This is a genomic window from Anaerocolumna sp. AGMB13020, from assembly GCF_033100115.1.
GTDB lineage: Bacteria > Bacillota > Clostridia > Lachnospirales > Lachnospiraceae > Anaerocolumna.
In genome coordinates this window covers 2,433,969-2,455,405 of record NZ_CP136910.1, presented here as the reverse complement: position 1 = coordinate 2,455,405, position 21,437 = coordinate 2,433,969, and the positions used below count along the sequence as shown (strand labels likewise).

Genomic DNA, 21,437 nt, shown 5'->3' with positions numbered 1-21,437 from the left:
GTTATGACAGTAAGATACCTAAGATTCCATTGTATAACTACTTTGACTGGTATTCTTACAGGCAGAGGATATTGCTGAAATATATAATATAACATAGTACTGATTAGGTAGTTTTATATGAAATGTAAAGGCTCTAAGGTAAAAATGAGAAAGGGGTTATTATAAATGAATACAGTCTTGGAAAGTAAAGATTTATGTAAGTATTACGGTAAGGGAGAAAATGTGGTAAAAGCAGTTCACAATGCTTCCATTGCCATAAAGCAAGGAGAGTTTGTTACGATATTAGGAAAGTCAGGTTCAGGAAAGAGTACCCTGTTACATATGCTTGGGGGACTCGACACACCCACAGGCGGGAAAGTTTTAATAAACGGTAAGGATATTTTTGGTCTGAAAGAGGAGGAACTTACTGTTTTCAGAAGAAGAAAGATTGGATTTGTTTTTCAGGCCTATAATCTGATCTCTTCCATTAACGTTTGGGAAAACGTTGTCTTGCCCATAGGACTCGACAACAGACAGTTTGATAAAGAGTTCATACGGGATATTATAGCTACACTGGGTATTGACAGTAAGATTCACAACCTGCCCTATACCCTGTCCGGAGGACAGCAGCAGAGAGTGGCTATAGCCAGGGCATTGTCAGTAAAACCTGATATCATTTTAGCAGATGAACCTACAGGGAATCTGGACTCCAGAACAGGGGAGGAAGTCATAGGCCTGCTGAAAATGTCTGCTCTAAAATATGGTCAGACCCTGGTTATGATAACTCATGATGAGGAAATCGCTCAAATCGCCGATCGCATACTGGTCATGGAGGACGGAGGTATCAGAGAAAGATGAGCACCTTAACCAATATAGCAATTAACAACAACAGGAGAAATAAAACCCGAAGTATCCTGATAATAATTTCAGTATTTCTTACGACGCTTCTTCTTACGGTTATCCTTACCTGGGGTTATGGTATAGTCAAATCCAATCGCGTAAATGCAGTGAACTTATATGGAAGCTACTATGGCGTATTCAGAGGTTTGTCCTATGAACAAACAGAAGACATGAGACTTCGAAATGAGTTTACCGAAATTGGACTGATGTCAAATGCGGGTGTAATTGAAAACAAGGATAAACTAAGCCTGTTTTTTGCAGATGAAACAGCAAGAAACCTTACCAATATGGACCGGCAGTTAGAAGAAGGTACTTATCCTCTTCAAGAAACGGATATAACTGCCAAGCCGGAATTCTTTCGAAAGCTTGGGATTACAGAACCCAGGGTAGGCGAGGTTATTCAGGTATCTTTCCGGCCGGATCTGAATAGTAAATATGAAAAGAAGAACTTTCGAATCAGCGGTCTAATGAAAGAAAGCAATACAGACCTCAATAACAGCACTATGACTGCTTTTATCTCACAAGGTTTCTTTGAAGCAGCAATCACTAAGAGTAACCGGCAGTTTCACGCGTATTTCACATTGAATAAATCCATGAAATTAAATTATGATACCGCAAAAGCTAAAATAGAGGAACTGGGGGCTAAATATGGACTGAAGGAAGAGTATATTATGCCAAATGTCTATTTCCTTATAGCTGCATTGGACCCTGGAACGGAAACCATATGGGGAGTGATTTTTCTTGGATTTATTGTCATTCTTTTCTCCATTGTAGTCATCTATAATATTTATCAGGTTGGATTGGTACAAAAACTTCAGGAATACGGTAAATTAAAAGCTTTGGGAGCTACGAAAAAACAGCTGAAAGAAATTGTTATCCGAGAAGGAATGCTCTTAGGAGCCCTTGGAGTTCCCTTAGGCTTAGGCTTTGGATATTTGGTGTCTGTTATTTTCTTTGATTTATTCATGAAACAGGGAAATGCCGTAAGGGGTGATGTGGAAATGACAAAAGTTTCAATCTTTTCACTTCCGCTATTGCTGCTGGTAGCAATACTTGCATTGACAACGGTCTGGCTTGCTCTAAGAAAACCTATAAGAACCGTTTCTGTTCTTTCGCCCATAGAAGCTATCGTTTATCAGGAAAGTAAGGAAAAGGATAAAGGCCTCCGAAAAGGAAGGAGCTCTATTCACCTGATTGGTATTACCCTGGCGGGTTTAAAGGGAAGTCTTAAGAATAATATATCAACCATCTGCACTATGGGACTTTCCTGCGTTCTTTTTGTGGGAATTGCAGGTCTTGCGGGAAATATAAACGATGAATACAATGCCAGAAAAGAGGTTGAGTATGGTAGGTTTTATCTCAGCCTGGACTACTCCTTAAATGACAAAGCATATCCGGAGAATAATCTGGATAGAATCCTTAAGAATAATCCACTTAATAGTGAATTAATAGAAAGAATCAAAGCCATACCTGGTGTCACGGAGGTAAAGGTAAGAAAGCTTCTCGCTGTCCATAAAGAAAAGGGAAACAGCGAAGAAGAAAGCCTGGTAGATGTAATGGTATTAAACAAAGAAGACTTTACAAGGTTCAGCAAATACAGCACAACTACTGGCGACTTCAACTATGATAAAGCTTCTTCAGAAAATCTTATATATTATGGCTGGGCTAATTTCGTGGAGTATTATGGTTATTATCTGGGGCAGGATATATCAATGGAAATTGCCGAAAGTATCTCTGGAGAGAAGGGTGGCAGGCATATCTTTCACCTTGCCGGTTCTTTCTCAAACATGGATACGGATTGGGTCATAACTGAAGATACTTATGAAAAACTGAAGGTCTCAGGGGATACTAACGGTTACCTCTGGATTGACTGTGATAAGAAAGTAGAAGGATCTGTGAAAGAGGAGCTTGAAAAACTCCTGGAAAATACAGACAAGATTACTTTAACTTCTTATGCCAAGGAATTAAAAGCATCAAAGATTGCTACCGAAATGATAAAATTTATGGCTTATACATTTCTGGGAGTCATGGGCCTTATAGGCTTTTTAAATATGGCGAATACTATCATTACCCGTATTATTACAAGGCGGCAGGAACTTGGTGTCTTACAGGCAGTGGGCATGACAAACCGTCAGCTTAACAAGATGCTCCAAATGGAAGGGCTGCTATTTACGGCAGGAACAGTATTTATAGCATTAGCGGTTGGTACGCCGGCTGGTTATCTGTTATTTCGCTATGGTAAAGAAAATTCCTGGTTTGGATTATATGAATATCATTTTCCCGTGATGGAAATGGGATTAATGGTTGCTGCCATAGCAGTTCTGCAGATCACATTATCCTATCTGTTAAGCAGAAATCTCAAAAAAGCCTCACTGGTGGAGCGGATAAGATACCAGGGATAAGGAATTAATATCCGCAGCAGACAAGACCCTTATTATGAGGTATGGGTAAATTTGAGGTGGTACCGCGAAGCATAACGAGGGCTCTCGTTCTTGAAAATAATTTTTTTGAGAGTGAGAGAGCTTTTTTTACTTCATCAGGAAAAATACTAGTATGTTCTCTTGCAGTATAGCTGCTGTTAAGTTAGAATAAAAAGAGCTTTAATAAAAAAATTAATATTACATGGATTGTATGCATAAGGCAGGGAGAAGCCTGTTGAATGAATACGGACCAATTTACAGCCAATAAGTGGAAACAACTGGTGATTGAGCGATAGAAGTAAAGTGTTAACGTTTAAATAATTTTAAAATGCATGAAGTAATGAAAGATGCAGAGCGGACAGGAGAAATCATGATAAGTAGTACATCAAATCCACAGATAAAAAATCTTATACAGCTACAGACCAAGCCCAAGGAACGCCAGGAGCAGAAAGCTTTTGTTGTGGAAGGTATAAAGATGTTTGAGGAAGCAAAAGCAGGAGGACATCTTATGAAAGCCTATATATCCGAAAAGCTGTATGAGGAAAAGATCAGACTGCAGCCGGATTATTTTATCGGCACTTCATATGAGATAGTGACAGAGCAGGTAATGAAAGCTGCCAGTGATACTTTGTCGCCCCAGGGGATATTAGCGATTGTAAGAAAACAGGAATATTCCATAGAAGAGCTTATCCGTAAAGATGACATAAATTTGGTGCTTTTGGAGGATATACGTGACCCGGGAAATCTTGGTACTATAATAAGGACAGCAGAAGGAGCAGGAGTTACAGGAATTATCTTAAGCCAGGCTTCGGTTGATATCTATAATCCGAAGGTAATCCGGTCCACAATGGGGGCCATTTACCGAATGCCCATAGTATATGCTGAGGATTTCCCGGAAACCATAAGGGTAATAAAAGCTGCAGGCATTTCCGTATATGCTGCACATTTGCAGGCAGCATTAGAATATGATAGGATTACTTATCCGGCGAAGACAGCTATCCTAATCGGAAATGAAGCCAGAGGGCTCAGTGAAGAGGCAGCAGGACTTTCAACCAGTAATATCATTATTCCCATGGAGGGAAAGGTGGAGTCTTTAAATGCCGGAGTTGCTGCTTCCATCCTTCTGTATGAGATCTACCGTCAGAAAAGACAGGAAAGATTAAAGATTGATTAGATTTCTTTAAGAAAGCTAAAAGATGTCATGCAGATATTGTTATTTCTTCATTTATGAAGTAGAATGTAAGTATCAAATTTACGGAAGGGGGTAATATTCCGTGGACTCAATTTATTGGCTCGTTGCTCTGACAGTACTTCTGATTATCGAAATCATAACACTGGGATTGACATCCATATGGTTTGCCGGAGGTGCATTAGCCGCATTCCTGCTATCCCTGTTCACAGATAATCTGATCTTAGAGATTGGTATATTCGTTGCAGTATCATTAGTCTTACTGTACTTTACAAGACCAATAGCAATGAAATATTTCAATAATAAGCGTGAAAAGACCAACTATGAGGCCTTGGAGGGAAGTTCCGGTAAAGTCCTTGAGTTAATCGACAATTTTAACAGTACCGGTGTGGTGCTGCTGAATGGACTGGAATGGACAGCAAGATCCAGCGATGATACAATCATCCAGGTAGGAAAGAAAGTCATAGTAAAAAAAGTTTCCGGTGTGAAACTAATCGTAGAGGTAGAAAGAGAGGGTGTTTAAAGTGCCATATGCATTAATTATTATAGTAGTTCTATTTTTATTAGTAGTAGCGTCCTGTGTACGCATTGTTCCTCAGGCTTATTCTTATGTAGTAGAGCGTCTGGGTGGATATCAGGCAACCTGGAATGTAGGTATTCATTTTATGGTGCCTTTCATTGATAAGGTGGCAAAAAAAGTTCTCTTAAAGGAGCAGGTAGTAGATTTTGCTCCTCAGCCCGTTATCACCAAGGACAATGTAACCATGAAGATTGATACGGTAGTATTCTTCCAGATTACAGATCCGAAACTGTTTGCATACGGTGTGGAGCGTCCTATCCTTGCAATTGAGAACCTGACAGCAACCACACTTCGTAATATTATTGGTGATCTGGAGCTGGATCAGACTCTTACTTCCAGAGAAATCATCAATACAAAAATGAGAGTTTCTTTGGACGTAGCGACGGACCCTTGGGGAATCAAGGTAAATCGTGTAGAATTAAAAAACATCATTCCTCCTGCAGCTATTCAGGATGCCATGGAGAAACAGATGAAGGCAGAGCGAGAGCGAAGAGAGGCTATCCTTCGTGCAGAAGGTGAGAAGACTTCACAGATTCTTGTGGCAGAGGGTAAGAAACAGTCAACTATTCTGGAAGCGGAAGCAGATAAGGCATCAGCAATTCTTCATGCAGAAGCGCAGAAGGAAGCAACCATAAGAGAAGCAGAAGGTCAAGCAGAAGCTATTCTTACTGTTCAGAAAGCAAATGCTGACGGTATCCGTTTCTTAAATGAAGCGAATCCCAGCATGGCTGTTCTTCAGATTAAGAGCCTTGAGGCTTTCCAAAAGGCAGCGGACGGAAAGGCTACTAAGATTATTATTCCTTCTGAGATTCAGGGTATTGCAGGTCTTGCAAAATCCATTACGGAAGTAGTATCCGATAAACAGTAATATGGACGAACTGCCCTGCCTCTGTCCGATTGATGGAAGCGGGGCAGTTTTGTGTGTCGGGTTATATATTCTTTATTCTTTCAATTTTGTAATTAATTACGGAAAACCGATTGACAAGAAAGTAAAGGAATAGTATGGTTATTTCTTGGATAAAGGTAATACTAGAGTTATTAGATAATATATGATTTGAATGTCAAAAGTGAGGGTTTTTACAAGGGGACGGCGAACTGCACAAGACAGAAGGAACTCATGCTTCAATTCCAATGTATAAGAAGTCCTAATTCTCTGAAGATTTTGTGCTTGACATAACCTCAAACAGATAACTCGCTGCGCTCAGACAATCTGTTTGAAGTTATAGCACATAATCTTCAGAGAAAAGGACTTCTAATACATTTCCATAGGCACATTCGTTCCTTCTGCCTTGTACATTTCGCCTGAAATTGTATGGAAGCGATCTTTTGACATGCTTGTTAAATAAGAAAAGAATAAAGTAGGATTAGGTTTAGTGCTTAAAGAAACAAAAGATTGATTACGAAAAGCTTTTGATACTTGAATTGCTTAAAAAGAAAAAATTAGAAAAGAAAAAATTAGAAAAGATAAATTTAGAAAACATAGAATTAATAAACATAAAATTATGAAACATAGTAATGTTAACTCTAAAGACTAGGTGTGAGAGAAAATAAAAAGAAAGGCTGCCACAGCAAGTTCTTTCGCATATTATAACGAGTGGCAGAATCACAGGCTTGCCTGGGGTATACAATGGGTGTAAACATGAGTAATAAGATACGTGTAACAATATGGAATGAATACCGTCATGAGAAAATGGAAGGAAAAATCAAGGAGATCTATCCGGAAGGAATTCATAAGGTTTTAGCTGACTGCTTTACAGGAGAGAACTTTGAAGTTCGCACGGCAACTCTGGATGAAGAATTCCATGGACTGACAGATGAGGTTCTTGAAAGTACAGATGTTCTGTTCTGGTGGGGACATATGGCACACAATGAAGTAAGTGATGAAATCGTTGAAAAGGTACAGAACAGAGTCTTAAATGGTATGGGACTTGTGGTATTGCATTCAGGCCATCATTCCAAAATTTTCAGACGTTTAATGGGAACCTCCTGTAATTTAAAATGGAGAGTTGCTGATGAGAAAGAACGATTATGGGTAGTGGAACCAGGGCATCCTATTACAGAAGGTATTGGAGAATATATCGAGCTTCCCAAAGAAGAAATGTATGGGGAACAGTTTGAGATACCAAACCCCGATGAATTGATTTTTATCAGCTGGTTTGAAGGCGGGGAAGTATGCAGAAGCGGCTGCTGCTTTAACAGAGGAAGAGGTAAGATTTTCTATTTCCGTCCGGGTCACGAAGAATATCCTACCTACTATAATAAGGATATTCAAAGGGTATTAGTAAATGCAGCCGGTTATCTGGCACCTGTGAAAAGAGGGGATGCAAGACCGGAGCATGCGGAAAATATACCGGTACCTTTGGAGAGCATTCAACAGAAGGAGTAAAATTTTTGAAATCGTTAAGATAAACTTAAGAATTCACTCCTTGATAAAAATTTGGCAATGAGCTATTATAAATTAGAGTTAAATGAGTTAAATTATATGTAAAGTTGTTGTTAAGGAGAGGATGTAAGTGGAAAAAATGAAGGAGATCATCAAGTCTCCCTATATGATTTTATTATTCTTTGCAATCAAATTGGTAGTTTATTACCAGCTTATAAACGTGGATATATCTGATATTACCTTTATACTGGTCAGTGTAATGGCCTTAGGGTTGATTTTCCTAAGCTTTATACGAAGCAGGCTTAAGAGAAAGAATATAATATTCCTGGTGGTTTACAGCTTGTTAAGCCTGTTAATGTTTGCTGACACGATGTATTACAACTATTATAATCAGACAGTTTCCATTAAGCAATTATGGCAGGCAGCCAATGTAGCAGCGGTTCCGGAAAGTTTTGTAGCGACACTGATACCTGCAAGCTTCCTTTTGTTTGCTGATATACCATTTATTTATTACTATTTTAAAAAGCTCTTGAAGCAGGACAGCAATCGTACCGGCTGGAGTTATAAAAGAGAACTTAAATATCTTGCAATCAGTTTTGTAGGCCTGTTCTTACTGTTAGTAGTAAATCCTTTTGACAGTAAGGCCATTGATAAGGTAAACAGTGTAGAATTCTTTTCTAACCATGTTAACGATATCTATAATGCAATTGCAGATAATATCGTTACAGAGGAAGTACCTGAAGAGCAGGTACTGGATACGGTAAAGGAAGTTACGCCTCAGGTCAGCGGACTCAAATATAAGAATATCGGAGAGGGTAAGAACCTGATTGTATTACAGGTAGAAGCTTTACAGAACTTTGTAATTGGTGCACAGTATAACGGACAGGTAATAACACCGAATCTGAATGCATTTTTACAGAAGGATACCTTATATTATGACCGATATTACACGAACATAGGTAAAGGTAACACTGCAGATGCAGAATTCTCTACCTTAAACAGCCTTTACCCGGTTATAGACAGAGAGTGCTATACTTTGTATCAGAACAATACCTTTAACGGACTTCCTTGGCTGCTGAGAGATAAGGGGTATGATACACTGGCCATTCACGGCTACAAAGGTGAGTTCTGGAATCGTGAAGCAGCATACCCGGGACAGGGATTTGAGAATTTCTACAGTATGGAGGATTTGGATCAGAGCGATATTATAGGCCTTGGTATATCTGATAAATCCATGTTCCGACAGGCTGCAGATATACTGTCTAAGGAAGAAAAGCCCTTTTTCAGTTTTATAATATCATTAACAAGCCATCATCCTTTTGTAATAGAAGATAAAGATGTAACCTTACAGTTAAAAGAAGAAGATAAAAATACTAAATTCGGTTCTTATTTAAAGACCGTACGTTATTTTGATGAGGCCTTCGGAGAGTTTTTACAGGAGTTAAAAGATGCAGGACTGTACGATAACACTGTAATTGCACTGTATGGCGATCACCATGGTCTTAACCTGAACATGGATAATAACAAAGAAATGATGGAAAACTACCTGGGAAGAGCTTATGACTATGATGAGATGCTAAGAATCCCTCTTATGATTCATGTACCGGGAAGCGGAGTAAAAGAGACTATTTCAACCACTGGCGGACAGATTGATTTCCTCCCAACAATTGCAAATATTATGGGATTGGAGTTTAATCAGCCTTATATTCTCGGGCAGGATTTAAGCAATGCCAAAGATGGATTTGTTGCTTTTACGGCATATCTTTTTGAGGGTTCCTTTATTCACAATGATACCATGTTCGAGATATCCAGAGAGGGTGTATTTGACGGAAGCAGAGCTTGGAAAATAGGTACAGATGAGCCGGTAGATGCCTCTGTTTATGAAGAGGACTATAATAAGGCGATTACCATCAAAAAGACCTCAGAAGAGATTTTGAATCAGGATTTAATCAGCAACTATATTCATAGAGAGCCAGTTGCCGAAGACAATTTGGAAAATCAATAAGTTAATAACAGACATAAGCAGCTTAATAAGAGATTAGCTATAAAAGTAATTAGAAAATGTAGAATTAAACAATGTAAATAAGACGTAATTATAAATGTAAATATACGATGTAAATAATGTCTTATTTAAACAACGTAAATTTGAAATATAACAACTAAAACAATATGAGTTAAGATAATCCGCTCTTTTATATGCTGGATTACAAATCTGTATTAGGACTATGAACCAGGCAGACCCAAACATGCAAATAACCTGAATGGGAGTAAGTATGGCGAAAGAATTTGATTTAACCAAGGAATACGGAATTGTTCTTGAAGGCGGCGGAGCAAAAGGAGCCTACCAGATTGGTGTCTGGAAGGCTCTTTTAGAATGCGGAGTTAAGATAAAAGGTGTATCCGGTGTATCTGTTGGAGCTTTAAACGGGGCCCTGATGTGCATGGGGGATTATGAAGCTGCTGAAGAGTTATGGAAGAATATTACTTATTCGGATATCATGAATGTAAATGATAAACAGATGCAGTGTCTTATGAAAAAGGACATAAAAAATCTGGATTTAAAATCTCTTACGAAAGATACCACCAGAGTAATCGCAGACCGGGGTATCGACATAGCACCGCTAAAAGAATTAATCAATAAATTCATAAATGTGGAAAAGATAAAGCAGTCGGGGATGGAATTCGTCTTTGGAACCTTTCTTGTGGATAAGCTGAAAGAACTTGAGATAACGGCTCAGGAAATAGAAGAAGAAAATCTGAAAGATTACCTCCTTGCAAGTGCACTATTGCCGGCCTTTAAAAGAGAGAAGCTGAATGGACAGCGCTACCTGGATGGTGGGATGTTCAACAATGTTCCTGTAGATATGCTTATTAACAGGAATTATAAGGATATCATTGTTATTCGTATCTTTGGAATGGGCCTGCTAAAAAGCGTAAAAATTCCAGAGGATGTTACTATTACACAGATATCGCCCAGAATAAATCTGGGGGGCATGCTGGAATTTAATTCTGAGAAGAGTCGAAGAAATATAGATCTTGGCTATTTTGACGGCATGCGTAGTATAAGAGGTTTAAGCGGAAAAATTTATTATCTTAAAGCTGGTTTAAGCGAAGAAGAGGCAGTAATGCGGCTCATTCATGTAAATGAAGCTGTAAAAATGGCTTTTTTGGAATATTACAAGCTGGATATTGGAGCTGCGGAGGTATATACCCGGCGCTTTTTAGAAGGAGTATGTCAGAATCTAGCAGGTAGCTTAAGACTCCAAAAGAACTGGACCTATCAGGAATTATATTTAAGCCTTCTGGAGCTTGCTGCAAAGACCGTCCATATATCCAAATTTGCAATTTATACGGAAGAAGAACTGATAAAACGTATTAGAGAGAATTATGAAAAGAGCCAGAAAAGAGGTTATGAAATAGAATTATTTCTTACCCTGGTCATAAAGCTAATAATACTTCCTGTGGCATAAAATCATTGTATCTTAACTTAACTGCTGTAAATTGAATAAGGAGATTGTTGGCAGGGGAATGTTTAAATCCTGCAAAAAGACAAAGAAGAATTAGATTCTGTTCTTCTTTGTCTTTTTTGATTTATTAAGATCTTATAAAATAAAACTTCTTATACAAATTATTAATAAATAAAATAATAAATAATTATAAGAGCAACCTTTGTAAATACCTGTTCATAAAAGCAGAAAGAGTTATTGAATAAATTCAGGTTTGTTTTAAGGCTGATATGCAGATTAATGGAAGAGATGGAAGCTCTTTCTATATCTGTTAACTGAGAATTAAGCATTATTCCTTTATTTTCAAGGGTCGAAGAGGACAGTTCATTAGAAAAACAATAAAAAAGGGAGCTGATAGAAAATCTGTTTATATTCTTTTTAACGGTAAATCTGTAATTTTCAGCAGATTTTACAAGATGTAATATGAGCAAAGAAAGGAAATGAATCTTGACATGTGCATAAAAATAAAGTAATATGAATAAATAAACATATTAAAGCTGAAATCAAAAAAAGGAGGTATGCATTGTCCGGCTATGCAGGTGAGTAAGGCAGGACAGATTTTAATCTTTCATACGTAAAGGAAGGTTAAAGTAGCAGAGACGAGAATGAATTTAAAAGGACGCAGTTTTTTAACCTTAAAAGATTATACACCGGAAGAAATTGAATATCTCATAGACCTTGCCAAAGTCCTAAAGACAAAGAAAAAGCAAGGTATTACCGGAAACAGTCTTAAGGGGAAGAATATCGCATTAATATTTGAAAAACCTTCCACCAGAACCAGATGTGCATTTACTGTAGGTTGTATTGATGAAGGCGGACATCCTGAATATCTTGGAAAAGATGATATTCAGCTGGGGCACAAGGAAAGTGTTGAAGATACAGCAAGAGTACTTGGGCGTATGTTTGATGGTATTGAGTTTAGAGGCTTTAAGCAGGAGACCGTAGAGAAGTTGGCGAAATACAGCGGTGTTCCTGTCTGGAACGGATTAACCGACTTGGATCATCCTACTCAGATCCTGGCAGATTTCCTGACCTTAAAAGAGCAGTTTGGTACGTTAAAAGGGCTTCATCTGGTGTATGTAGGTGACGGACGTAATAATATGGCTAATAGTCTCATGATTGGAAGTGCCAAACTGGGACTTAACTTTACTGTGCTGTCTCCTGAACCCTTGTGGACGGATGAAGCACTTGTGGCTGAATGCCAGGAATACAATAAAACCTCCGGCGGGACGATAACAATCACTGATAATATTGCTTTAGTTCAGGGGGCTGATGCCGTATATACTGATGTATGGTGTTCCATGGGTGAAGAGGCACTGGCAGGAGAACGTATTGCGCTGCTAAAGCCTTATCAGGTTAATTCCGGTCTTATGAAAGCTGTGGGTACTGAGAAAACAATCTTTCTTCACTGCCTTCCGGCGGTAAAGGGTTATGAGGTTACGGAAGAAATATTTGAAGCTCATGCAGATGTTATATTTGATGAAGCAGAAAACAGAATGCATACCATAAAGGCAGTAATGGTTGCAACCCTTGGGAATTAAAAGTATCTTTCGGAATAGAAAGTATCTTTCAGAATAAAAGTTATTCTTCATAAAGTTTCAACTTATCATAGTCAGGATTTGTGAATAGATTTAAGGTCATTCATGAATTCTGGCTTTTTTAATAAGGCAGTATTGATACTTGACGCAGGAACCATGATTCTATATGATTAAAAGGCAAGGATAGATTTGATGCCTGAAAGCGGCATCTCTCAGCAGGGGAGGAACTAAGAGCACTGGCACTTCCCCTGATTATATAAGCGTACCAAACACGCAGATGGGAACGGTAGTATGAATAAACTGATAACAGTAATTAAGGAACAGAAACTAGCACTGGATATTATAAATGTTGCAATAGGGTGCGTAATAATCATTTTAGCAGTATTCTATTTTATGGATCAGGATAACATCCTGCTTATGTCAGTTGTTCTCTTTTTGGCAGGTACCATAAATATATTAAACGGAGTGAAGCGTTTAAAGAGTAGCAATAAGAAAAACAGTATCGGTTTTTTTGCGGTAGGAGTTATCATATATTTTGTAGCAGCTTCTTTTTTGGCCATGATATAAAGAAACCGTTCAGTATTTAGGCTTACAGAGGTGGCTTAAAAGCGCTATTGCCATAAATGAGAAATCAATAAAATACTAACAGATATACCTGATTACACCGAAGCAGGGAATGATATTATTTAAACAGAAAAGGAAATCAATGAAATATATGAATGAAACCGGTAAATTGAACTTAGAGGAGATGAAAGGTGTATTGTCTGGAAAGTCATTTGGCAGCAAGATATATTACCATGACCAGATAGACTCAACCAATACGGAAGCCAAGAGGTTATTGGCAGAGCATAGGGGAGAAGCGAATAAGCTTCATGGGACACTCATTTTGGCAGAGGAGCAGACCAAAGGAAGAGGAAGACTCGGAAGAGACTGGAGTTCACCTCATGAAGGCGGTATATGGATGTCCCTTGCTCTGCAGCCGAAGCTGCCGGCACAAATCTGCCCCATGCTTACAATTATTGCAGCTCTTGCAGTCAATAGTGCCATAAGGCAGCAGACTGGGCTTTCCTCCTTCATTAAATGGCCCAATGATATTATTATAGATGGTAAAAAAGTCTGCGGTATCCTGACGGAAATGGCAGGCTTATCCCAGGGAACACCGGATATTGTAATTGGAATAGGCATAAATGCCAACCGAATGGAATTTCCGGAGGATTTAAGGGACAGTGCAACTTCACTTGCTCTGGAAAAAGGCAGTAAGATTAACAGGAATCTATTGATAGGCAGGATATTAAACTGCTTGGAGGAATATTACCAGCAGTTCCTTAATAGAAGAGATTTAACTGAGCTGAAAGCGGAATATGAAGAGTATCTGGTTAACAGAGGAAAGCAGGTAAAGGTACTGGAAAAAGACGGGGAATATACCGGAACGGCTCTGGGAATTAATGCACAAGGGGCTCTTTTGGTAGAGAGTAAAGAAGAAATCAGAGAAATCATCTCCGGTGAAGTATCGGTCAGGGGACTTCATGGGTATGTTTAAGGCTGATACCCAAGAAGATAAGCGTTAAGTAAAGAGATAAGATAAGAGATAAGATTTAAGATTTAAGATAAGAGATAAGAGTTAAGATAAGAGTTAAGATAAGAGATAAGAGTCTTGCAGGTGGATTGAATTGAGAATGAAAATCAATTATTAAAAGGTTTTCTGCATAAATATTCGAATATTCTTTGGTGAAAAAAAGTATTGACTGTTCAATCAAATAATGATATAGTAACTATCAAATTACTGCTGACTTTAAGTGAGACAAAATGAATAGTAATAAATCAGGTATACAATAGTGTAGATAAATCCTTCTGGATGTATCTGCACTTTTTTTTATGTATTAGGAAGTTATGTTCCATTGCATAAAGCCCTGCTGGGTGGAGGCATATGACGCATTTGGGTTTGGTCATTCTGGTGACAACGCGTCAGTGCTGGAGTCTGGCAAGCCAGACTTTTTGTTTTGTAATTGACTTATTGTTAATCTGGTATCCATGAATGGTATTAGTGTGAATTAATATTTGCGGCATTCTAATGTTTGCAGGTTATGAGAAAGGCATGGTTATTATAATGAGCGAGTATCTCAAGATGGAAAACATAACAAAAAAGTTCGGAGAGGTATATGCCAATAAGGATATAAACTTTACGGTGCTGGAAGGAGAAGTACATACACTTCTTGGTGAGAACGGAGCTGGAAAAAGTACTCTGATGAATATTCTTACAGGTCTGTATCAGCCAACAGGCGGTGAAATATATCTTAAGGGTGCCAAAGTTAAAATTGATACACCCTCCAGAGCAGTAAAGCTTGGGATTGGAATGGTACATCAGCATTTTATGCTAGTGGAAGCCCTTACGGTATTTGAGAACATTATTCTTGGGATTACAAAGGATAAATCAATGTTCATCAGGAAAGAAGTCCTTCGCAAGGAGATTCTTGAACTGGCAGACCGTTACGGATTGGATATCGAGATTGATAAGCCGGTAACGGAAATATCTGTTGGTGCACAGCAGCGTGTAGAAATACTTAAGGCTTTATACCGAGGTGCAGAGCTCCTGATCCTGGATGAGCCAACAGCAGCACTCACGGATATTGAAGTAGAAGGACTTTTTAAAATTATCAGAAAGTTAACCGCTGAGAAAAAATCCGTTATCTTTATATCCCATAAGATGAGAGAGGTACTTGAAATCAGCAGCCGTATAACCATTCTCCGTACCGGCCAGACCATTAAGAGTCTTAAAAAGGAAAACACCAACGAAACAGAACTTGCAACCCTCATGATAGGAAAAGAGCTGGTGAATAACGTCTACAAGAAGGTCAAAGGAAAGGCTGAGAAGGTATTGGAACTTGATAATGTAAGCTATCATAAGGAATCCAAGCATAACGGTGTCTGCGAAATCTCCTTAAATATCAACAAGGGAGAAATACTTGGCATTGCAGGTGTTGACGGTAACGGTCAATCCCAGCTGGCCCAGTTGGTCACGGGGGTACTCTGTCCTCAGGAAGGTAGTGTTGCAGTAAATGAACGGAAAGTGGCACGGTTTATACCGGGAGACTTTATTAAAGCGAATGTGTCCCATGTACCGGAAGATAGAAATAAAATGGGGCTTGTAGGAAACATGAGCGTGAAAGAAAACCTGATAATGAAAAGCCTCTACAAAGAGAAGATATCCGTATTAAAGGGCTTGTTTCTAAAACGCAAGGCTATTACTGAATATGCCAATGAAATGAAAGAAAAATATGATATCCGATGCGCAACCATAGAGCAGGAAATTCGAAATCTCTCAGGTGGTAACCAGCAGAAAGTAGTGCTTGCCAGAGAACTGGAAGAAAAGCCGGATCTTTTGATAGCCGTACATCCTACCAGAGGCCTTGATATCGGAGCTACGAGATATGTCCATGATCTGATGATAGCAGCAAGAGACAAAGGCTGTGCAATCCTACTTATCAGTGCTGATTTTGATGAAGTGCTAAAACTTTCTGACCGCATAGCAGTGATGTATGAAGGCAGGATAGCGGGTGTCTATCCGGGAGAGAATCCGCCTATTAATGAAATATCTCTTGCAATGTCCGGAAAAGAGATTACGAAGAAGGAGGCAGTATAAATGAAAATAAAACGACTTCTGATACAGATACTGGTACCACTGGTATCTATACTGATTTCCTTTCTTGCGGGTGCCATACTAATTGCTGGAATTGGAGGAAATCCGGGAGAAGCCTTCTCTTTTTTGTTAAAAGGAGCTTTTGGTACAAAAGCCAATTTCGGAGAGACCATTGTTAAGTCTGTACCATTGATCTTTACGGGGCTTGCGGCAACCTTTGCCTATAAGTGCGGAGTATTCAATCTAGGTGCAGAAGGGCAGTTTGCAATGGGAGCGGTTGCCAGCATCTGGGTATCCACATCACTGACTGGAATATCCGGTATACCTTTGCTGATTATCAGTCTGTTGGCAGGTATCTTAGCCGGCGGTTTATGGGGCTGCATTCCCGGTATCTTAAAAATTTCCAGAGGCTTAAATGAAATGATTGTAAGCATTATGCTGAATTATATTGCCATCCTGTTTATGGGGTATCTCTACTCCAGTCCTTTAAGGGATGGAAGTGTTCCTCAGACAGCGGCTGTTCCAGTTAAGCTTCCAAGGATTATGGAGGGAACAAGGCTTCATGCAGGAATTATCTTTGCCATTGTATTAGCACTTTTCCTATATTATTTTCTGTTCCATACGGCAGCTGGATTTAAGCTTAGAGCGGTAGGGTTAAATCAGACAGCAGCCCGTTATAATGGTTATTCCGTTAAGAAATTTATGCTGGTATCCTTTGTTATCTCCGGAGCGATAGCCGGACTAGGCGGAAGTGTTGAACTTCATGGGACACAGTTCAGGCTGATGGCTGGATTTGGTGACGGGTATGGTTTTGATGGAGTAGCGATAGCTTTGATCGGCCAGCTTAACCCAATCGGGACAGTTCTGGTAGCGTATCTCTTTGCGGTATTGCGCACAGGAGCAACTACCATGCAGGCAGGAAGCGGAATGCCTACCTCTGTTATTGATATTATACAGGCGTTGATTATTGTCTTTGCCGTAGCCGGCAGTGCCTTAACCAACCTGCCAAAGATCAGGCAGGTACTTACCAACATGCTGTCTAAAAAAGCACAGGAGGGTAAAGCATAATGGATTTTTTAAATATGACCTTTCTACAGGAGCTGCTCCTGTCCACTGTTCGTATGGCAACCCCCATTTTAATCGTTGCGCTGGCAGAGCTTTATTCGGAAAGAGCCGGACAGGTTAATATCGGACTGGATGGTATCATGGCTTTTGGTGCCCTGGCTGGTTTTATGGTCTGCTACATAACAGGAAACCCCTATCTGGGTTTATTAGCTGGAGCAGCAGGAGGAATCCTTATAAATATGGTATACGCTTTTTGTACCATTACCTTGGGGGCAGAACAGATTGTTTATGGTATGGCTATAAATATCTTTGCTCCGGCAATTGCCTCTTTTATCTATAAGGTTTACTTCGGCATATCCTCGACCCTGGCTCAGGCGACCTTAATGACACCCATGCCTATACCATTCTTAAGCAAGATACCTTTAATCGGTCCGGTATTCTTTAAGCATACAATTATCGTTTACATTGCCTATCTGTTGGTACCACTGTCTTATATTTTCTTTCAGAAGACCAAGGCAGGACTTAACTTCAGAGCTGTTGGTGAATATCCCAAAGCAGCAGAATCACTGGGTATTAATGTAGTAAAGCAAAAGTACCTTGCCTGTATCATCTGCGGTGCTTTAGCGGGGGTAGGCGGAGCCTATCTGACCACCTGTTATATCAGTACGTATACTGATGGAGTAGTATCCGGACGTGGCTTTATTGCCCTTTCAGCAGTTATCTTCGGCAGGTGGATGCCAGGCGGTGTATTAATCGCTGCACTGCTTTTTGGATTTACCGATGCCCTTCAGCTGCGTCTTCAGGTATTAAGCTCCCAAACGCCATATCAGCTTCTGGCGATGATTCCTTATATCTGTACCCTCTTTGTACTTGCTTTCTTTGGTATCAAGAAAGCTGGCCCGAAGGCTAACGGAAAGCCTTATTTCAGAGAAGAGCGTTAATTTGCAGTCGTTTTGGTTAATTACAGGAGGTTAATCCCCAAGGCTTCCTGAATTATATACCTTTTACAACCTACTTTTACAAAACCAGGAGGAAATCATTATGAGAAAAAAATTATTAGCTATCGCCATGACTGTAGCTATGGTCGCAAGTCTTGCAGGCTGCGGCTCCAAGGCAAACACCAACACCTCTAGTAATACTGCAACCCCTACAGCAGCTGCTGAAGGAAGTACGGAAACTTCCGGTTCAGAAACAACTCCGGCTGCTGACAAGACTTATAAGGTAGCCATGATACTGGATTCATCCATCTCAGATGGCGGCTGGGGTGCAGCCTGTTATAACGCAATGGTTTCAGCGGCAGAAGACAGCGGTTTTGAAACACTTTATACAGACGGCCTTACAACAGCAGATTTTACTTCCAGTATCAGAAGCTACTGCGATCTTGGAATTGATTTAATCTTTGCACCCGGTAATCAGTATACAGATGCTGTAAAAGAAGTTGCGGCGGATTATCCCGATGTTAAATTTGCTTTATTAAACGGAACAGTAGAGACAGAGAATATCGTTTCCATCCTTCCTGATGCACAACAGATCGGTTATATGGCAGGAGCACTTGCAGGACTTATGACAAAGACTGGAAAACTGGGTTTTATTGGTGGTATGGAACTTGATACAACAAAAGCCAAGTTGGCTAATTACGAAGCCGGAGCAAAAGCAGTTAATCCTGCTGTGGAAGTATTCTCTGCTTATGCAGGTTCTTTCTCCGATTCTGCAAAGGGTAAGGAGATTGCTGATTCCATGGTCAGCATGAATGATGTAGATGTTATGTTTGGTGATGCCAGTGCAGTAGACTCCGGTGCCCGTGAAGCACTTGCGAACTACACTGACAGATTTGATATCGGACAGCCCAGTGACATTCTTGCAACGCAGAAGTCTGAAGTAGTTATTGGAAGTGTAGTTACTGATAATGCAACTATGTTAAAACTCTGTATGGAAGACTTAAAAAATGGTACCTACGGAAATAAGACCATTTATGGCAACCTTTCAAACGGCAGTTTAAGTGTCGGAACTTTCAGTGATAAGGTAACCGATGATATTAAGACAAAATATCTTGAATACATCGAACAGATCAAAGATGGTTCCTTTATTAAATAATTCCCCTTCCCACAAGCTTACCACTATAATTTGATAGATTTTATAACCTTCTAATTATGAAAAAAGACTGCAGCCGGATATATATTCTGGCTGCAGTCTTTTTGTAAACGGCAGAACCATAACTGCAGAACCTGTTAGGAGAGCCCGTGAAAGATCTACTGGGAAGCGGGAGCAAATGTGGTGTCTGGTTCTAATTTAGGTGGATAAATTTAACTGCTTTTGCTACAATAGAGATAAAGGTTAATAAAGTCAGGAGGAAACGCATGTATAGGATAGCAGTAGTAGAAGATGACAGGATGATACGCAGCGAACTGCATCTGCTGCTGACCAATAATGGCTATGAAGTTTGTGATGTCCTGGAATTTAATGGGATAACGGAGCAGATTAAGGAACTGCAGCCCCATATTGTATTGTTGGATATTAATCTGCCGAAAGAAGACGGACATCAGGTGTGTATGAAGCTGCGTTCCTTTTCAAATCTTCCTATTATTTTTGTGACCAGCCGCGATTCGGATATGGACGAGCTGCAGAGCCTAATGATGGGTGGGGACGATTATATCACCAAACCGTACAACATTTCTATATTACTGACAAGGATAGCGCTGCTGTTAAAAAGAGTATACAAAGATGAGAATCAGATGCGTCTTGAGCATAAAGGAATTATGCTAAATATGGAAAATGGTAAAGTAACACATGCAGGTAATACCATAGACTTTACGAAAAGTGAAACAAGAATTCTGGCATATCTCTTTCGCCATGCAGGAAAAATTGTTTCAAGAGCTGATATGATAGATTATCTCTGGGACAATGAGTTATTTGTGGATGATAATACCTTAAGTGTTAACATGACTCGTATCCGTAAGAAACTGGAGGAAATCAAGGTGTTTGATTTCATTGAGACAAAACACAGACAAGGTTATTATATTGAGTAGAAAAAAGTTATTAGAAAGGTATGGTTATCAGCTTGAAATTAGCGGATTATATAAAGGACAAAAGCATACCCCTAGTTCTGCAGATACTGGGAGCAATAGCATTTTCTATGTTTCTTGGGAAGGAAAGGGATTCATCTGATACTGCATTGCTTCTGTTAAGCGGCTGGGGTTTTGGTGTTTTCTTTTATTATCTAATAGATTATCACATAAGAAAACACTACTATAATATACTATTTTTAAGCCTTGATGAGCTGGATCAGAAATACCTTATTTCCGATATCCTGTTAAAACCCCGCAGGCAGGAGGATATCCTGTGGCAGAAGGTATTACGGATAAGTAATAGAGCAATGCTTGAGGAGATAGCACGTATCCGACACGAAAGCAGCAATTATACGGAATATATTGAGCAGTGGGTCCATGAAGTAAAGACACCTATCTCTGCAATAAAACTGATATGTGAAAATAGCCCCACAGAAGAAACAAGAAAAATTAAGCAGGAACTTGAACGTGCTAATCGATTTGTGGATCAGGTACTATATTTTGCAAGAAGCAACAATGTGGAGAAGGACTACCTGATCAGAGAGGTAAGTCTGGAAGATGTGGTAAAGAAAGCTTTACAAAACAATAAACATCTCTTATTGGAGAAAAAGGTACAGATAAATCTTTCATGTGACCAGAGTGTCTTTACTGACAGTAAATGGATTGTATTTATATTAGATCAGTGTATCGTAAACTCAGTGAAATACGGTGCTGACAGTATTGCATTTAAAACGGAGGTTAAGGGGAGCAAAACAACACTCCAGATTACCGACAATGGAGTGGGGATAGCAAGGGAGGATCTGCCGCGAATCTTTGAGAAAGGTTTTACCGGAAAAAATGGGCATGAGACGGAGAAGTCTACCGGAATGGGATTGTATTTGTGTAAAAAGCTCTGTGATAAGCTGGATATAGGAATAGAAGCAGAATCTGAAAAGAACAACGGAACTACTATTCGTATGGTATTTTCTACTGGCAGGCTAATGCACGCTGCCTTGTATAAGCAGTAAATGGACAGGACTATGCCGGCTTAAAACCAAAGATCCAGAAAGCCTGTATGAGGGTATGACTGGAAAGCTACTGTACTTCTGAAATAACTTACTTACTTCTTACAAAATTGTAAGAAGTAAGTAAGTTATTTCTATATATTTTACCTCCTAAATAAAGGATAATGTAAA

Annotated in this window: 17 protein-coding genes; all 17 read left to right on the top strand. The window is 39.4% G+C overall.

The annotated features are described in order from the left end of the window. Positions 1 to 165 precede the first annotated feature (165 nt). The 17 genes from R2R35_RS09735 to R2R35_RS09655 all read left to right on the top strand — a co-directional run bounded on the left by R2R35_RS09735 (position 166) and on the right by R2R35_RS09655 (position 21,269). A complete protein-coding gene (locus R2R35_RS09735) occupies positions 166 to 837 on the top strand; it encodes an ABC transporter ATP-binding protein (RefSeq protein WP_317734338.1) in 672 nt (223 codons plus the stop codon). Next, positions 834 to 3,281: an ABC transporter permease gene (locus R2R35_RS09730; RefSeq protein WP_317734336.1), complete on the top strand. Its 2,448-nt coding sequence runs from the start codon at positions 834 to 836 to the stop codon at positions 3,279 to 3,281. Before R2R35_RS09735 ends, R2R35_RS09730 begins: the two co-directional genes overlap by 4 nt. Positions 3,282 to 3,669: 388 nt before the next feature. Continuing rightward, a complete protein-coding gene (locus tag R2R35_RS09725) occupies positions 3,670 to 4,473 on the top strand; it encodes a TrmH family RNA methyltransferase (RefSeq protein WP_317734334.1) in 804 nt (267 codons plus the stop codon). A gap of 100 nt (positions 4,474 to 4,573) precedes the next feature. Continuing rightward, positions 4,574 to 5,011: an NfeD family protein gene (locus R2R35_RS09720; RefSeq protein ID WP_317734332.1), complete on the top strand. Its 438-nt coding sequence runs from the start codon at positions 4,574 to 4,576 to the stop codon at positions 5,009 to 5,011. Position 5,012: 1 nt separating this feature from the next. Further along, positions 5,013 to 5,936: an SPFH domain-containing protein gene (locus tag R2R35_RS09715; protein ID WP_317734331.1), complete on the top strand. Its 924-nt coding sequence runs from the start codon at positions 5,013 to 5,015 to the stop codon at positions 5,934 to 5,936. A gap of 771 nt (positions 5,937 to 6,707) precedes the next feature. Further along, positions 6,708 to 7,454, top strand: a complete 747-nt coding sequence (locus tag R2R35_RS09710; protein ID WP_317734330.1) for a ThuA domain-containing protein — start codon at positions 6,708 to 6,710, stop codon at positions 7,452 to 7,454. A 136-nt stretch (positions 7,455 to 7,590) separates the two neighbouring features. After that, on the top strand, positions 7,591 to 9,456 hold the full coding sequence (locus R2R35_RS09705; RefSeq protein ID WP_317734776.1) for an LTA synthase family protein: 1,866 nt from the start codon (positions 7,591 to 7,593) through the stop codon (positions 9,454 to 9,456). Between the two features lie 268 nt (positions 9,457 to 9,724). Then, positions 9,725 to 10,921, top strand: a complete 1,197-nt coding sequence (locus tag R2R35_RS09700; protein WP_317734329.1) for a patatin-like phospholipase family protein — start codon at positions 9,725 to 9,727, stop codon at positions 10,919 to 10,921. 641 nt (positions 10,922 to 11,562) lie between these two features. Next, complete coding sequence (gene argF, locus R2R35_RS09695; RefSeq protein ID WP_317734328.1) at positions 11,563 to 12,498, top strand: ornithine carbamoyltransferase; 936 nt, start codon at positions 11,563 to 11,565, stop codon at positions 12,496 to 12,498. A gap of 288 nt (positions 12,499 to 12,786) precedes the next feature. Beyond that, entirely contained in the window at positions 12,787 to 13,062 is a 276-nt protein-coding gene (locus tag R2R35_RS09690) for a DUF6637 family protein (RefSeq protein ID WP_317734327.1), read from the top strand. Positions 13,063 to 13,201: 139 nt separating this feature from the next. Then, positions 13,202 to 14,035: a biotin--[acetyl-CoA-carboxylase] ligase gene (locus tag R2R35_RS09685; RefSeq protein WP_317734326.1), complete on the top strand. Its 834-nt coding sequence runs from the start codon at positions 13,202 to 13,204 to the stop codon at positions 14,033 to 14,035. 555 nt (positions 14,036 to 14,590) lie between these two features. Then, a complete protein-coding gene (locus R2R35_RS09680) occupies positions 14,591 to 16,135 on the top strand; it encodes an ABC transporter ATP-binding protein (RefSeq protein ID WP_317734324.1) in 1,545 nt (514 codons plus the stop codon). Then, positions 16,136 to 17,200, top strand: coding sequence for an ABC transporter permease (locus tag R2R35_RS09675; RefSeq protein WP_317734322.1), 1,065 nt, complete (start codon positions 16,136 to 16,138; stop codon positions 17,198 to 17,200). Next, positions 17,200 to 18,138, top strand: a complete 939-nt coding sequence (locus R2R35_RS09670; protein ID WP_317734320.1) for an ABC transporter permease — start codon at positions 17,200 to 17,202, stop codon at positions 18,136 to 18,138. The genes R2R35_RS09675 and R2R35_RS09670 overlap by 1 nt, the downstream gene beginning before the upstream one ends. Positions 18,139 to 18,238: 100 nt before the next feature. Beyond that, complete coding sequence (locus R2R35_RS09665) at positions 18,239 to 19,291, top strand: BMP family protein (RefSeq protein ID WP_317734318.1); 1,053 nt, start codon at positions 18,239 to 18,241, stop codon at positions 19,289 to 19,291. A 263-nt stretch (positions 19,292 to 19,554) separates the two neighbouring features. After that, complete coding sequence (locus R2R35_RS09660; RefSeq protein ID WP_317734317.1) at positions 19,555 to 20,223, top strand: response regulator transcription factor; 669 nt, start codon at positions 19,555 to 19,557, stop codon at positions 20,221 to 20,223. A 20-nt stretch (positions 20,224 to 20,243) separates the two neighbouring features. Then, on the top strand, positions 20,244 to 21,269 hold the full coding sequence (locus R2R35_RS09655; RefSeq protein WP_317734315.1) for a sensor histidine kinase: 1,026 nt from the start codon (positions 20,244 to 20,246) through the stop codon (positions 21,267 to 21,269). The last annotated feature ends 168 nt before the right edge of the window (positions 21,270 to 21,437 follow it).

Coding starts and splice junctions, on each gene's coding strand:
- R2R35_RS09680 (WP_317734324.1), top strand. CDS start 14,591: ATGGTTATTATAATGAGCGAGTATCTCAAGATGGAAAACATAACAAAA.
- R2R35_RS09710 (WP_317734330.1), top strand. CDS start 6,708: ATGAGTAATAAGATACGTGTAACAATATGGAATGAATACCGTCATGAG.
- R2R35_RS09665 (WP_317734318.1), top strand. CDS start 18,239: ATGAGAAAAAAATTATTAGCTATCGCCATGACTGTAGCTATGGTCGCA.
- R2R35_RS09730 (WP_317734336.1), top strand. CDS start 834: ATGAGCACCTTAACCAATATAGCAATTAACAACAACAGGAGAAATAAA.
- R2R35_RS09675 (WP_317734322.1), top strand. CDS start 16,136: ATGAAAATAAAACGACTTCTGATACAGATACTGGTACCACTGGTATCT.
- R2R35_RS09655 (WP_317734315.1), top strand. CDS start 20,244: ATGGTTATCAGCTTGAAATTAGCGGATTATATAAAGGACAAAAGCATA.
- R2R35_RS09705 (WP_317734776.1), top strand. CDS start 7,591: ATGAAGGAGATCATCAAGTCTCCCTATATGATTTTATTATTCTTTGCA.
- R2R35_RS09725 (WP_317734334.1), top strand. CDS start 3,670: ATGATAAGTAGTACATCAAATCCACAGATAAAAAATCTTATACAGCTA.
- R2R35_RS09685 (WP_317734326.1), top strand. CDS start 13,202: ATGAAATATATGAATGAAACCGGTAAATTGAACTTAGAGGAGATGAAA.
- R2R35_RS09670 (WP_317734320.1), top strand. CDS start 17,200: ATGGATTTTTTAAATATGACCTTTCTACAGGAGCTGCTCCTGTCCACT.
- R2R35_RS09690 (WP_317734327.1), top strand. CDS start 12,787: ATGAATAAACTGATAACAGTAATTAAGGAACAGAAACTAGCACTGGAT.
- R2R35_RS09735 (WP_317734338.1), top strand. CDS start 166: ATGAATACAGTCTTGGAAAGTAAAGATTTATGTAAGTATTACGGTAAG.
- R2R35_RS09660 (WP_317734317.1), top strand. CDS start 19,555: ATGTATAGGATAGCAGTAGTAGAAGATGACAGGATGATACGCAGCGAA.
- R2R35_RS09700 (WP_317734329.1), top strand. CDS start 9,725: ATGGCGAAAGAATTTGATTTAACCAAGGAATACGGAATTGTTCTTGAA.
- argF (WP_317734328.1), top strand. CDS start 11,563: ATGAATTTAAAAGGACGCAGTTTTTTAACCTTAAAAGATTATACACCG.